This is a genomic window from Fulvimarina manganoxydans, from assembly GCF_900176465.1.
GTDB lineage: Bacteria > Pseudomonadota > Alphaproteobacteria > Rhizobiales > Rhizobiaceae > Fulvimarina > Fulvimarina manganoxydans.
The window spans coordinates 411,092-423,586 of sequence record NZ_FWXR01000001.1 but is presented as its reverse complement, the minus strand read 5'-3'; the positions used below and the strand labels follow the sequence as shown (position 1 = coordinate 423,586).

General features: G+C 63.3%; 12 protein-coding genes. 5 read left to right on the top strand and 7 right to left on the bottom strand.

What is annotated here, in order from left to right:
* Window position 1 precedes the first annotated feature (1 nt).
* The 4 genes from fliN to motA all read right to left on the bottom strand — a co-directional run bounded on the left by fliN (window position 2) and on the right by motA (window position 2,685).
* A complete protein-coding gene (gene fliN, locus B9A15_RS01895) occupies window positions 2-412 on the bottom strand; it encodes a flagellar motor switch protein FliN (protein WP_084408256.1) in 411 nt (136 codons plus the stop codon).
* Between the two features lie 118 nt (window positions 413-530).
* Window positions 531-878, bottom strand: coding sequence for a hypothetical protein (locus B9A15_RS01890; protein WP_139798148.1), 348 nt, complete (start codon window positions 876-878; stop codon window positions 531-533).
* Window positions 859-1,797 carry a FliM/FliN family flagellar motor switch protein gene (locus B9A15_RS01885; RefSeq protein WP_084408254.1) on the bottom strand — a complete coding sequence of 313 codons (939 nt, stop codon included), beginning with the start codon at window positions 1,795-1,797 and terminating at the stop codon, window positions 859-861. Before B9A15_RS01885 ends, B9A15_RS01890 begins: the two co-directional genes overlap by 20 nt.
* A 24-nt stretch (window positions 1,798-1,821) precedes the next feature.
* Window positions 1,822-2,685 carry a flagellar motor stator protein MotA gene (gene motA / locus B9A15_RS01880; RefSeq protein WP_084408253.1) on the bottom strand — a complete coding sequence of 288 codons (864 nt, stop codon included), beginning with the start codon at window positions 2,683-2,685 and terminating at the stop codon, window positions 1,822-1,824.
* A gap of 267 nt (window positions 2,686-2,952) precedes the next feature.
* Between motA and flgF the strand changes: the two genes are divergently transcribed.
* Together flgF and fliI are read left to right on the top strand one after the other, a co-directional pair.
* A complete protein-coding gene (flgF, locus tag B9A15_RS01875; protein ID WP_084408252.1) occupies window positions 2,953-3,678 on the top strand; it encodes a flagellar basal-body rod protein FlgF in 726 nt (241 codons plus the stop codon).
* Window positions 3,675-5,024, top strand: a complete 1,350-nt coding sequence (gene fliI / locus B9A15_RS01870) for a flagellar protein export ATPase FliI (RefSeq protein ID WP_084408251.1) — start codon at window positions 3,675-3,677, stop codon at window positions 5,022-5,024. Before flgF ends, fliI begins: the two co-directional genes overlap by 4 nt.
* 114 nt (window positions 5,025-5,138) lie before the next feature.
* On the opposite strand, the gene B9A15_RS01865 is transcribed toward fliI, so the two are convergent.
* The 3 genes from B9A15_RS01865 to B9A15_RS01855 are packed head-to-tail and all read right to left on the bottom strand — an operon-like array spanning window position 5,139 to window position 6,842.
* Window positions 5,139-5,840 carry a di-trans,poly-cis-decaprenylcistransferase gene (locus B9A15_RS01865; protein WP_084408445.1) on the bottom strand — a complete coding sequence of 234 codons (702 nt, stop codon included), beginning with the start codon at window positions 5,838-5,840 and terminating at the stop codon, window positions 5,139-5,141.
* 38 nt (window positions 5,841-5,878) lie between these two features.
* Window positions 5,879-6,241, bottom strand: coding sequence for a winged helix-turn-helix domain-containing protein (locus B9A15_RS01860; protein WP_084408250.1), 363 nt, complete (start codon window positions 6,239-6,241; stop codon window positions 5,879-5,881).
* Window positions 6,231-6,842: a hypothetical protein gene (locus B9A15_RS01855; protein ID WP_084408249.1), complete on the bottom strand. Its 612-nt coding sequence runs from the start codon at window positions 6,840-6,842 to the stop codon at window positions 6,231-6,233. The genes B9A15_RS01860 and B9A15_RS01855 overlap by 11 nt, the downstream gene beginning before the upstream one ends.
* Window positions 6,843-7,068: 226 nt before the next feature.
* On the opposite strand from B9A15_RS01855, the gene B9A15_RS01850 reads away from it, so the two are divergent.
* Genes B9A15_RS01850 through B9A15_RS01840 form a run of 3 tightly spaced genes read left to right on the top strand, consistent with a single transcriptional unit; the run spans window position 7,069 to window position 12,423 of the window.
* Window positions 7,069-7,593: a GbsR/MarR family transcriptional regulator gene (locus B9A15_RS01850; protein ID WP_084408248.1), complete on the top strand. Its 525-nt coding sequence runs from the start codon at window positions 7,069-7,071 to the stop codon at window positions 7,591-7,593.
* Window positions 7,590-9,212, top strand: coding sequence for an efflux RND transporter periplasmic adaptor subunit (locus B9A15_RS01845; protein WP_084408247.1), 1,623 nt, complete (start codon window positions 7,590-7,592; stop codon window positions 9,210-9,212). The genes B9A15_RS01850 and B9A15_RS01845 overlap by 4 nt, the downstream gene beginning before the upstream one ends.
* A gap of 4 nt (window positions 9,213-9,216) precedes the next feature.
* Window positions 9,217-12,423, top strand: a complete 3,207-nt coding sequence (locus tag B9A15_RS01840) for an efflux RND transporter permease subunit (protein ID WP_084408246.1) — start codon at window positions 9,217-9,219, stop codon at window positions 12,421-12,423.
* The last annotated feature ends 72 nt before the right edge of the window (window positions 12,424-12,495 follow it).

Below are 12,495 nucleotides of genomic sequence, written 5' to 3'. Positions count from 1 at the left end.
ATCAGGCCGCCTTCGACTTCTTCGCCTTCAGGTTCGACCCAGGGGTCGCAACCTCGGTCAGCGTGACGCCGAAGCGCTGCTCCTCCTTGTCGAGAACCACGATCTCGCCACGAGCGATCACGCGACCGTTGACGACGACGTCGACCGGATCGCCGACCTTGGTGTCGAGCTTCACGACCGAGCCGCGATTGAGTTTGAGGAGATTGGCGACGGAAATGCGTGAGGAGCCGAGCACGACCTGCATCGTCACCGCCACGTCCATCACGAGATCGATGTCGATCTCGTCGGCGCCTCGGAAATCCGGCTGTCCGTCGTCATCATCCTCGATGTCGTCGCGATCGTCCGAATCGAAGGAGAAGGGGGAATCCGGCAGATCGAGCTCGTTGCCGTCGAATTCGTTGGGGTCGCTCATGGAGTGTCATTCTCCTGATTGATTGGAGACCCTTCGCCCGGTCGTCATGCCGGCGGGTCGATAAACCATGGTTACCGTGGCAGTCTGGTGTGAAGCTGCCATCGGGGAAGACGATGTCCTAAGAGGCCTTTGCAAGATCGGCCGGCAGGGCCGCAGGTGCGGCGGGACGCCGGCTGGTGCCGGTGTGATATTCGGCGCGCTCCACGAGGCTGGCGAGACGCAGGCCGACTTCCGCCGCCCGGTTCGATTCGGCCTCCAGACGGCGCATCGTGTCGAGCCCATCATGCTTGAGCGCGATCACCGCCTCGCAGGCCTTGTTGAGCGAACGCTCCGACTCGGCGAGCGCTGCCGCAAGCCCGCTCTCGGATTCGCGCAAGGACTTCAGCTCGCGATACATCCGCCCACTTCTCACGGCGGTGACGACGAGCGCGACCATTAGGACCGCGTCAATCAGCAAGGATCCCATCGATGAACTCCTGGGTCGGGTCGATCCGCTTGTCGAAGCGGACGACGTAGGACTCGCGGGCAAAGCCCACCTGCGCCTTGAAGAGGGGCTTGCCCTCGCATTCGATCGCGATGGCCTCCGCAACGCCGGTCTCCAGCGCAAGGGTCTGGCCGACCCGGAAGCGCGCGACCATCGAGAGCGGAACCTTCTTGCGGGCCAGAACCGCCTCGAGGTTGAGATCGGACTTTTCGAAATTGCGCTCGATGGCTTCGGTCCAGGCTTCGTCGGGCGAAGGCTGCGGCGGCTCCGGCATGACGATCAGGCTGCGCCGGATGAGCGCCACATAGGCGTTCGGAAGCGCCAGCGTGATCACATGCTTGGCCTCGCCCCGCGCCACTTCGAAGCGCATCAGGACGAAGGATTCATCCAGCCCGCCGAAGACGTCCCCGAATTGCTCGGGTTCGGCAAAGCTTCCGAAGCTCAAGCCCGCCTGATCGACATCGCGAAGCGCTTTGTCGAACTGCGAGAGCAGCGTCTGGAGGGCCATCTTCACGACGGCCTTGTCGAGATCCGTCAAGGCTCGCTCAGGACTTCCCTCGCGCGCCGGAGCCGCGCCGAAGAAGATCTGGATCGCACTTTCGACGAAGCTCTTCGACACGGACATAAAGGAGGGCCGGGCAAAGCGCCGGCTCTTGAAGCTCGCCACGAGCTGATCGGCGTTGTCCTCGTCCTCTGCGTCGGGCCGAGGCCCCATATCGAGGCCGAGAAACACGACCTCCGCATCCTTGATCGACAGCCGGTCGAAATCCTCTCCCGTGGCGACCGCCGTCTTCTCGCCGATCAGGCTGAGACGGGGCAGGCGTGACGGTTCGACCTGCGCCGCATTTCTCAGGCGGGCGCCGATGTCAGTCGTGGTTTCCACGGCGGCGGTGTTGCTCATCGTCCGCTCCCTTCGTCACGCGGCTCAGGCCGCTGCTCCACCGCCGAGCGTCTCGGCCTCGACCTGGTCGATCGTCGGACGGTCATAGGCGGATACGGTCTTACGGCCATATTCGATCGCGACCTGCGGCATGGCGCCGTTCATATAAGCGATCAGGGTCGATTTGATGGTGATGTAGACGCGGCACTTCTTCTCACGCACTGACTTGATCTTCGAAGCGATCGGGCCGACGACGCCATAGGAGAAGAAAACGCCGGCAAACGTACCGACGAGGGCCGCCGCGATGAGCCCACCCAGGATCTCCGGCGACTGGTCAAGAGCGCCCATGGCCTTGATGACGCCGAGGACCGCGGCGACGATGCCGAGTGCGGGCAGACCGTCGGACACGTCCTGCAGGGCGTGCTTGGGCTTCATGGCATCGTGGGTGATGGTTTCGATCTCTTCTTCCATCAGGGCCTCGATCTCGTGGCTCCTTGCCGAGCCCACGATGATCAGACGAACATAGTCGCAGATGAAGTTGAGCTTCTGCTTGTCCTTCAGAATGGACGGATAGGCCTGGAAGATCGTTGATTCCGCAGGGGCATCGATGTGCGCCTCGACCTCGGAACGCGACTTGGACCGCATCTCGCGCATCAGCTGATGCAGAAGGCCGAGAATTTCGAGATAGTCTTTCTGCTTCGGCACGGCATTCTTGAAGGCTTCGCCGATCGCCTTGCCGCAGTCCTTGATGACCTTGGGCGGGTTGGCGACAAGGAACGTGCCCAAGGACGAGCCGCAGATGATCACGTATTCAAAGGGCTGGACGAGAACATCCAGATGGCCGCCCATCGCTACGAAGCCGCCGAGAAGACAGCCGAGCACCACGACCATGCCTAAGAGAATACCCATGGAACCCTCACATTGAATTTGTAAGGTGAGCGGTAAGGAAGAGCGCTTGTGCGGAGCTTGATGGAGACCGTCGAAGTTTAAGCTTCGCCGTTTCGTGACCGTGCCTCACAGGCTGGGGCAAGGGTCGGCGCCGAAAACGGGCCTCAAGGGCGGCCCTTGCGCGCTTTCGTCTTGCGCTTGAACCCGAATGGGCGAGAGTGCGGCGGATGTCCGTTCGATGGTGCCGTTCCTCCTTGTCGCAACCCGATATCGACGGTCCGATCACCCATGGAAACGTCCCTTCCCGTAGCCCTCTCCGGCCAGATTGCGATGGAAAAGCGTCTCGAGACGCTCGCCCACAATCTCGCCAATGTCCGCACGGTCGGCTTTCGAGCCGAGGAGGTCCGTTTCGAGGAGCTTCTCTCGCGCACCGCGCCCGACCCCGTTGCCTTCGTGACCGAGGGCGAAACCTATCTCTCCAACAAATCGGGTGCCCTGACCCAGACGGGCAACCCTCTCGATCTCGCCGTCAGAGGGGAGGCCTTCTTCGCCTATCAGGGACAGAACGGCCTCATCTACACGCGCGACGGCCGTATGGAGGTCACGCCCGAAGGCACGCTGCAGACATTGACCGGGCGGCCGCTCGTCGATTCCGGTGGCGCACCGCTCCAGATCGATCCGGCCGGTGGTCCGATCGTCGTCTCGGCGGGCGGCATGATCCATCAGAACGGCCAGCAAGTCGGCGCCATCGGCCTCTTCCGCATCCCGCAAGGGGCCAATCTGTCGCGTGCCGACACCTCGGGCGTCCGCTCCGACAGACCTGGCGTACCCGTCGTCGAATTCACCTCCGACAGCGTCGTTCAGGGCTATGTTGAAGAAGCGAACGTCAATCCCATCATGGAGATGACCCGCCTCATCACCTTGCAGCGCGCCTTCGAGAGCGCGGCCAAGGTTGTCGACACCAACGATCAGTCGCTTTCCGAAGCGATTCGCACGCTCGGAGCCAGCTCGTGACCTTCGCTTCCCATCAGGATTCCTCTGGCGGCCTCGATGCACCGATCCTGTCGATTTCGGGCCGGATCGTCGACGTCGGCCCCCAGGCCTTTCGCGTCTCCGGCCTCTCCCCCTTCGTCAAGCTCGGCGATTGTATCGGCTGCCCGGGCGAGAATGGCGAAGAATTCGGCGAGGTGGTGCGGATCGATTCCGATTGGCTCACAGTCAAGCCCTATGGCAATCGTTTCACGCGCGGCGTCGGCTCCCCCGCCCGCAAGATCGGCCCCTTCGCGATCGCTCCCGATACGAGTTGGAAAGGCCGCGTGCTCGATGCCTTCGGTCGCCCTCAGGACGATCGTGGCCCGGTCGTGACGGGCATGGAAATGCGTGCCGTCGACGCCCCGCCCCCGCCGGCGCTGAAACGCGGCCGCATCACGAAGCCGGTTCCGACCGGCGTTCGCGTCGTCGACCTGTTCACCCCGCTGGTCAAAGGCCAGCGCATGGGCATCTTCGCCGGCTCCGGTGTCGGCAAATCCACCCTGATGGGCATGCTGTCCCAGGCCAAGGGCTTCGACACGGTGGTCGTCGCGCTCGTCGGCGAACGCGGGCGTGAAGTGCGGGAATTTCTCGAAGAAACGATGGACGGCCATCTCGACAAGGTGGTGACGATCGTCGCGACCGGCGACGAGAGTCCGATGATGCGGCGCCTCGCACCGCGCACGGCGACCGCCGTCGCCGAATATTTCCGCGACCAGGGCGACGACGTCCTTCTTATCGTCGATTCCGTGACGCGCCTTGCCCATGCCGCCCGTGACGTGGCGCTGGCGGCAGGCGAACCGCCCGTCTCGCGCGGCTATCCGCCGAGCGTCTTCTCCGAATTGCCGCAGCTTCTGGAGCGGGCCGGGCCTGGTCTCGAAGGCTCCGGCACGATCACCGGCATCTATGCCGTTCTGGTGGATGGCGACGACCACAACGACCCGGTCGCCGATTCCATTCGCGGAACGCTGGACGGCCATATCGTTCTCGACCGGGCGATTGCCGAACAGGGCCGCTTTCCGGCCGTCGACTATCTGAAATCGATCTCACGCCTCGCCGACAAGGCCTGGAGCGCCCAGGAGCGCGAACTCGTCACCCGGCTTCGCGCGATGACATCGCGTTTCGAAGACACGCGGGATCTGCGGCTTCTCGGCGGATATCAGCGCGGCAATGATCAGACCCTCGACCAGGCGGTCGATCTCGTCCCGCATATGTACGACTTCCTGTCGCAACGTCCCGACGACGAACGCTCGGCCCGCCCCTTCGACGATCTGAGCGCCACGCTGAAGCGTGTGATGACGCCCAACAAGGACAAGCCGAAAGGCCGATGACGGCCGGCGAAAATGGTGGATGTTGTAGAGCGGCCGACACTTCGGACGATCGCGTCATGGACCCCTGATCTTTCGATGGTTCCGCAGAAGGCCGCGCCATGTGTTTAGCAGCGCTCACGCCGCCGCCGCGTCGGAGGCCAACCCGCCGAAGCGGCGCTGACGCTTGGTAAGTTCGGCGAGTGCCGCGCTCAGATGGCTTGGCTCAAAGTCCGGCCACATGGTTGGGACGAACAGGAGCTCGGCATAGGCGCATTCCCAGAGGAGAAAGTCGCTGAGGCGTTGCTCGCCGCCGGTTCGGATCAGGAGATCGACGTCGCCGGCTCCATCGCCCGAGATCGTTGCCGAGAATGCCTCCCGATCGATCGCAGGCGACGCGCGGCGGGCAGCGGAGACGATCGCCTCGCGCGCCGAATAGTCGAAGGCGATCCTCAAATGGAGCCTGGCCCCGGTCACGGTCTTTGCTTCCGCCTTCGAAATTCGGGAAGCCGTCCCGTCGGGAAGCCGATCGCGGCGTCCGATCAGGCTGACGCGAATGCCTTTGCGGCTCAGCGTTTCGATCTCTTCATCGAGATAGCGCCTCAAAAGGCGCATGAGGAAGTCGACTTCCTTTTGCGGGCGCTTCCAGTTGTCGCTGGAGAAGGCATAGAGCGTCATCGTGCCAACGCCGGCATCAGCGGCCGCTTCGACGATGGGGCGGATGGCCCGAACGCCGGCCTCATGCCCGCTGCTCCGCCGCAGGCCGCGTGCCTCGGCCCAGCGGCCATTGCCATCCATGATGGTTCCGATATGGGGTTTGGATTCGAATGCATTTTGCATCATAAAGCCTCCAGTCAAATAAAAAGGTCTTGTCTGTTTCAGGCCCCGACCCCGTCGGGAACATCGTCTTCGCCCGCAGCACTCGCCGCGTCTCGAACCACAGCCTCCAGCACCGATAGATAATCGACGAAGCGCTGGCGGCCCGCTGAGGTCAGCCTCACGGTTGTCATCGGTCGCTTGCCTTCGAAGCGCTTGTCGATGCGCACGAGACCCGCCTCTTCCAAAACCTGCGCATGGCGGCTGAGATTGCCGTCGGTCAGGCCGCAAAGCGTCTTCAGATCGTTGAAGGACAAGCCCTTCGGATGCGAAATCAGAGAGGTCATGATTCCAAGGCGGGCCTTTTCATGGATCACCCGATCGAGACCGTCATAGGCATAAGGAGCGGCGGGCTTAGTCGGCATCGTTATCCCCGCCTGCAAGGAAGATGACGGCGGCCATGAGCAATTGTCCGACGGCGAAGGGAATGCCCATCGCCCAAGGCGAGAGCGCATGACTTTGGCTAGCCAGCATAAGGACCACGCAGCCGGCGATAAAATACCAGGCCGCGCCGAGATTTGCGGCTTTCGGCAAAGAGTGTGCAGCGGAGAAGATGCCGATCCCGACAAGGATCTGCCAGAGGCCGGGGAGCATCCAGACCGCGTCGGGCGCGAAACGGAGAAGGATAGCCGCGATCGCGGCCCCTGCTGCGCCTGACGGCAGGAATTGCTGTACAGCCTGCAGGATCATCGCATCGGCGAGGCCAGAATGATGGCGCCGGGAGCGCACCAGCATTTCAGCCCCGATCAGCGCGGTCGCGACGACCGCAACGGCGATCCAAGAGGAGAAAAAGGCGATGGGATCGGCCGCCATGGGCGCCAGCATAGTCGCCTGAAGAAGCGTCATGAGGAGGGCGAGCCCACCCGTCGCCGTCAGCGCAGCGGGACCGAAGCCCCGAAACGTTGTCGAAGCCGCGAGTTGGTTGCGGATATCGTCGATGTCGGCAAGCGCCTTCCGATGATCCATTCGGCTTCCCTAAATGACTTTGTATTACAAAGTATACTGCAATCCCAATAGATTTCAAGAGACGATAACCGTTCGAGAGCGCCGGGCTCGTCTGATCCCGGAACCGAAGCCGCGCAAAATGATCACGACGCGATATTTGTCCCATGCGATCAGTCGTTCAGTAACGGCTGAACAATTTTTTGCGTTCAGCCTTGAATGAACGAGGGGCTGTCCGTATTTGCGGCCCATGAATCTTGCTCCCGATCCCACCGCGTTCCGGTCCGAACTAGCTGCCAAGGCTTGCGATCGCTTCATCGAGCGAATGGGCGACCATTTCGAGGCCGAAGGCATGCCGCGAATTTCCGGCCGCCTGTTCGGCCTGATGCTCGTCGAGGTCGGGCCAATCAGCTTTTCGGAACTTGCCGAGCGTCTTGGCGTCAGCCGCGCCTCGATCTCGACCAATTCCCGCCTGTTGGAGCGTGACGGGCTCATCGAGCGCGTTCGCCATGACGGGGAGCGGCGCGACTTCTTCCGCCTGTCCGATCAGCCTTTCGTCAATATGATTCGAGGCGTCGCCGCGCGCATGCGCGAGACGAGCGAGCTGGTCGAGCAGACTTGTGCGGACTTTCCAGACCACGGAGATGGGTGCGGGCGCATCGCCGCGACCCGCCACTTCTTCACCGAAATGATTTCCACCCTGGAGGCACTCGCCGTCCGTCTGGCCGCGGAAGCGCCGATTGTCCGGGCTTCTCATGGAGATGTCCAACGATGACAAGCGAAGACACCCGCGATGCCAAGGCTGTCGAGCAGCCAGGCCAGCAGGCGCCCGAAGCGAGCGAAAGGCCGGCGAAGGAGCCACGCTCCAAGGCCGGCTGGCTCGCCTTTCTGTTCGTGCTGGGGCTCGTCGGATGGATGAGTTCGGGAATGCTTGCCGAAAAGCCGCCCGAGGCGCCCAAGCAGACAACAGCCGAAAAGGCGCGCGAACCATTCACCGTCGAAGCCTTCGAGTCCGTCGCACGGCCCGTCACGCAATTCGTCGCGGCCGAAGGCCAGGCCCTGCCCGATCGGCAGACGCCGATCCGCGCCAAGGTCGGCGGCACGGTGGAGAGCGTCGAGGTCCGCAAGGGCGATTTCCTTCAGGAGGGCGATCTTGTCGCGAAGATCGCCCTCGACGACCGCGCCGCGCAGATAGCCCAGGCAGAAGCAGAGCTTGCGCGCCGACAGGGCGACTTCGACCGCGTGAAGGGTCTGGCCGATCGCGGCTATGCCACGAGGGCCGAGCTGGATTCGGCTCGAGCCGAGCTCGCTGTCGCCGAGTCCGCCCTTGCCACGGTGCGCCAAGCGAGCGGCGATACGGAAATCCGCGCTCCAATCAGCGGCGTTCTGGAGGATTTCGATCTCGATATTGGTGAGTTTGTCACGGCGGGCGCCGAGGTCGGCACCCAGATCGACAATGATCCGCTGACCGTCGACATTCAGATCGCCCAGCAGAACGTCGGCCGCGTCGAGCGCGGGCAGAAAGCGAGCGTGACCTTCATCACGGGCGTGACGCGCGAAGGCGAGGTGACCTATGTAGCGTCCAATGCCAGCGCGGCGACGCGCACATTCCCCGTCGAAGTGACGATCCCCAACCCCGATCGCGACGTTCCGGCCGGCATTTCCGCTCAGGTGCGCATCCCCGTCGGCGAGACGCCTTCGCATTTCCTGTCGGCAGCCATCCTCGCGCTCGGTCCGGACGGCGAACTCGGCGTCAAAGCGGTCGAGCAGGACAACCGGGTCGGCTTTTATCCCGCGACGCTCGTTCGCGCCGAGACCAACGGGATTTGGGTCACCGGCCTGCCGGAGCGGCTGCGTATCATCTCGGTCGGTCAGGGCTTCGTGTCGGACGGTGAAACTGTTCGCCCGATCGCGCCCAAAAGCGGCGATGGGGTCAGTCCTGCCTCGCCCGGTGCGGTGAACTCCGAGATCGCCATGCCAGGCGCGGTCTCTTCGAACGATCAAGGGGCCACACAGCCATCCGGCCTGATGAACCCCGCCGGAGCGGCGCCCAACGACCAAAATGACTCATCCCAGGCCGCGTCTGGGGACGAACGGCCGCAATCCTCGCTGAGCGCCGTCAATCCGGCGGAGGTTTTGAAGACCGCTGCCCTCATGGGCGGCCTCGACGAAAACGGCGCGCCCAATTCGCAGATCGTGCGTCTTGCACAGGAAGCCTTGTCCCGCCTCGGATACGAGACTGGCCCCGCCGACGGCGTGATGGGCAGCGCCACCCGCAGCGCCATCGGCGCTTTTCAGTCCGACAACGGGCTGGAGGCGACCGGGACCATGACCGAGGCCTTCGCCCGCGCCCTTGCCTCGGCGCTCGGTGCCATCGGATCGGAGGGGAACTGAGCGAATGAATTCGATCATCGACGGCGCCTTCGACCGGACGCGGACGATCCTTCTGTTCCTATGCCTGGTGATCGTCGCCGGCATTGTCGGCTATCGCGCGATCCCAAAGGAATCCCAGCCGGACATCCCGATCCCAGTGATGTATGTCTCGACCGCCCTCGAAGGCATCTCGCCGGAGGATGCCGAGCGCCTGATCGTAAAGCCGTTGGAGACCGAGCTTGCGTCGCTCTCCGGCCTCGACGAGCTGGAAGGGCACGCCTATGAGGGCTTTGCCTCAGTTCAGCTGAAGTTCGAGGCCGGTTTCGATGCCGACGAAGCGCTGACCGACGTCAAGGACGCGGTCGATCGCGCCCAGCCGAATCTTCCGGCCGAGGCGGACGAACCGGTCGTCACCGAGATCAACACCTCGCTCTTCCCGATCCTGACCGTCGTTCTCTCGGGCCCGATCCCTGAGCGCACCCTGGTGGAACTCGCCAACGATCTGAAGGACGATGTCGAGGCGGCACCGGGCGTTCTGGAAGTCGATATCGGCGGCGATCGCGACGAGCTGATGGAGGTGTTGATCGATCCAACGGTGCTCGAGACCTACAACATCTCCTTCGATCAGTTGGTCAATCAGATTACCCGCAACAACCGCCTGATCGCCGCCGGTGCCATCGACACCGGGGCCGGCCGGATCGTCCTCAAAGTGCCCGGCCTCGTCGAAGATGTCTCCGACGTTCTCAACATGCCGATCAAGGTCGACGGCTCGACGGTTCTGACCTTCAAGGATGTCGCCGTAGCCCGGCGCACATTCCAGGACCCGGACGGCTTTGCCCGCATCGACGGTCAGCCGTCGCTGGCGCTGGAGGTCAAGAAGCGTTCGGGCGCAAACATCATCGAGACGGTCGATGCGGTGCGCGCCGTCGTCGCCCAGCATCAAGAAGCATGGCCGGAAACGGTCCATGTCGGCTATCTGCAGGACGAGTCCGAGCAGGTTGTCTCCATGCTGACGGATCTCGAGAACAACGTCATTTCGGCGATCGTCCTCGTCATGATCGTCATCGTGGCGGCGCTTGGCCTCAGAACCTCGATCCTTGTCGGGCTGTCGATCCCTGGCTCTTTCCTCGCCGGCATCGCGATCCTTTGGATGGCGGGCTTCACGATGAACATCATCGTCTTGTTTTCCCTGATCCTCGTCGTCGGCATGTTGGTCGATGGGGCGATCGTGACGACCGAGCTCGCCGATCGGCGGCTTCTGGAAGGGGCGAGCCCGCGCGAGGCATATAAGCAGGCTGCAAAACGCATGACCTGGCCGATCATCGCCTCCACGGCGACGACGCTCGCGGTCTTTCTGCCGCTTCTTTTCTGGCCGGGCATTGTCGGCGAATTCATGAAGTTCCTGCCGCTGACGGTGATCATCACCCTGACGGCGTCGCTCTTCATGGCGCTCATCTTTATCCCCGTCCTCGGCGGCGTGATCGGCAAGGCTCAGCCGCTGCCGATCAAGCAGCGACAGGCGCTCGAGGCGGCAGAGAACGGCGACCTTTCAACGATCGGCGGCTGGACGGGCGGCTATCTAAGGGTTCTGAACGCGGCGGTCAAAGCCCCATTCGCCACCCTCGTCATCGCCATCACCATTCTGGTCGGCGGCTTCTACGGCTTTGCCCAATATGGTCGCGGCGTCGAGTTCTTCCCCTCGATCGAGCCCGAATTCGCCCAGGTCCAGGTGCGGGCTCGGGACAATTTCTCGATCTGGGAAAAGGACGCGCTCGTTCGCCAAGTCGAAGACCGACTTCTCGATCTCGACGAGGTGGATAGCGTCTATGCCCGAACCCTCTCGGAGGGCGGCGCGCGCCAGCTCGGCACCGACGTCATCGGCACGATCCAGCTCGAACTCGATGATTGGGACAAGCGGCGCCGCGCAGTCGAAATCTTCGACGACGTCAGGGCGCGGGTCGCCGATATTCCCGGCATCACCATCCAGGTTCAACAGCAGCAGGACGGCCCCTCTTCCGGCAAACCGATCAACCTCAAGCTGAACGGTCCGGACCTCGACCAGCTTTCCAAGGCGGTCGCAAAGGTTCGCGGTCTGATGGATGAGATCGGCGGCTATGAGAACGTCACCGATACGCGTCCGCTTCCGGGCGTTGAATGGCAGCTGTCGGTGAACCGGGAGGAAGCCGCACGCTACGGCGCCGACGTCTCCCTTCTCGGCCAGGCCGTGCAGCTGCTGACCGCCGGGATCGAGGTGTCGGACTATCGCCCCGAGGATGCCAGTGGCGACGGCGAGGTGCCGATCCGCGTGCGCTTCCCGGCCGGCGACCGGACGCTCGAACGGCTGGAGGATCTCCGCATCCCGACGGCCCAAGGGCTGGTGCCGATCCGCAATTTCGTCTCCTTCCAGCCGGCACCGAAAGTCGGCACGATCCTGCGCATCGATCAGCGGCGCGTCATGAGCATCGAAGCGGATGCGGCCGAGGGCCTGCTCGTCGACGATCAGGTGAAAAAGCTGACGGCGGCGCTCGAAAAGGCCGATCTGCCGGCCGGCGTCGAATACACCTTCGGCGGCGAAGCCGAAGATCAGGCAGAGGCCGCCAACTTCCTGACCGGTGCCTTCGGGGTCGCACTGGCTCTGATGTTCATCATCCTGGTGACCCAGTTCAACTCGATCTATCAGGCGTTTCTGGTGATGAGCGCGATCGTCTTCTCGACTGCCGGGGTGTTCTATGGCCTGCTCGTGACGGGCCGTCCCTTCGGCATCGTCATGGGCGGTATCGGCGTCATCGCGCTGGCGGGCATCGTCGTGAACAACAATATCGTGCTGATCGACACCTATAACGACCTGCGCAAATCCGGACAGCCGCCGCTGGAAGCGTTGCTCAGAACCGGCGCGCAACGACTGCGACCGGTGTTCTTGACATCGATCACCACGGTTCTCGGCCTGGTGCCGATGGTGATGGGCGCCAATGTCGACTTCCTTAACCGCGATATCGAGTTCGGCGCCCCCTCGACCCAATGGTGGACGGAGCTTTCAGCTGCGATCGCCGGCGGCCTGACCTTCGCGACGCTGCTGACGCTTGTGCTGACCCCTGCCCTCCTCATGCTCGGCGAATGTGTGATCGCCTTCATTCGCAGGCGTATGGGCCATGATGCGCCAAGCCCCCGCCTCGGCGATCCGCTCCGCCGGTTTCACAGGCGCCGGAAAGGCACCCTCGCGCCGGCGGAATAAGGACGACGGCCCTTGTCTCGGACGGGGGCCGTCCCGATACGCATGCCGCGCTGCATATGAATGATACGGTGT

Excerpts from the sequence above, each read along its gene's own strand:
- B9A15_RS01855 (WP_084408249.1), bottom strand. The coding sequence starts at position 6,842 with ATGGATCATCGGAAGGCGCTTGCCGACATCGACGATATCCGCAACCAA.
- B9A15_RS01840 (WP_084408246.1), top strand. The coding sequence starts at position 9,217 with ATGAATTCGATCATCGACGGCGCCTTCGACCGGACGCGGACGATCCTT.
- B9A15_RS01860 (WP_084408250.1), bottom strand. The coding sequence starts at position 6,241 with ATGCCGACTAAGCCCGCCGCTCCTTATGCCTATGACGGTCTCGATCGG.
- motA (WP_084408253.1), bottom strand. The coding sequence starts at position 2,685 with ATGGGTATTCTCTTAGGCATGGTCGTGGTGCTCGGCTGTCTTCTCGGC.
- fliN (WP_084408256.1), bottom strand. The coding sequence starts at position 412 with ATGAGCGACCCCAACGAATTCGACGGCAACGAGCTCGATCTGCCGGAT.
- B9A15_RS01890 (WP_139798148.1), bottom strand. The coding sequence starts at position 878 with ATGGGATCCTTGCTGATTGACGCGGTCCTAATGGTCGCGCTCGTCGTC.
- flgF (WP_084408252.1), top strand. The coding sequence starts at position 2,953 with ATGGAAACGTCCCTTCCCGTAGCCCTCTCCGGCCAGATTGCGATGGAA.
- B9A15_RS01845 (WP_084408247.1), top strand. The coding sequence starts at position 7,590 with ATGACAAGCGAAGACACCCGCGATGCCAAGGCTGTCGAGCAGCCAGGC.
- B9A15_RS01850 (WP_084408248.1), top strand. The coding sequence starts at position 7,069 with ATGAATCTTGCTCCCGATCCCACCGCGTTCCGGTCCGAACTAGCTGCC.
- B9A15_RS01885 (WP_084408254.1), bottom strand. The coding sequence starts at position 1,797 with ATGAGCAACACCGCCGCCGTGGAAACCACGACTGACATCGGCGCCCGC.
- B9A15_RS01865 (WP_084408445.1), bottom strand. The coding sequence starts at position 5,840 with ATGCAAAATGCATTCGAATCCAAACCCCATATCGGAACCATCATGGAT.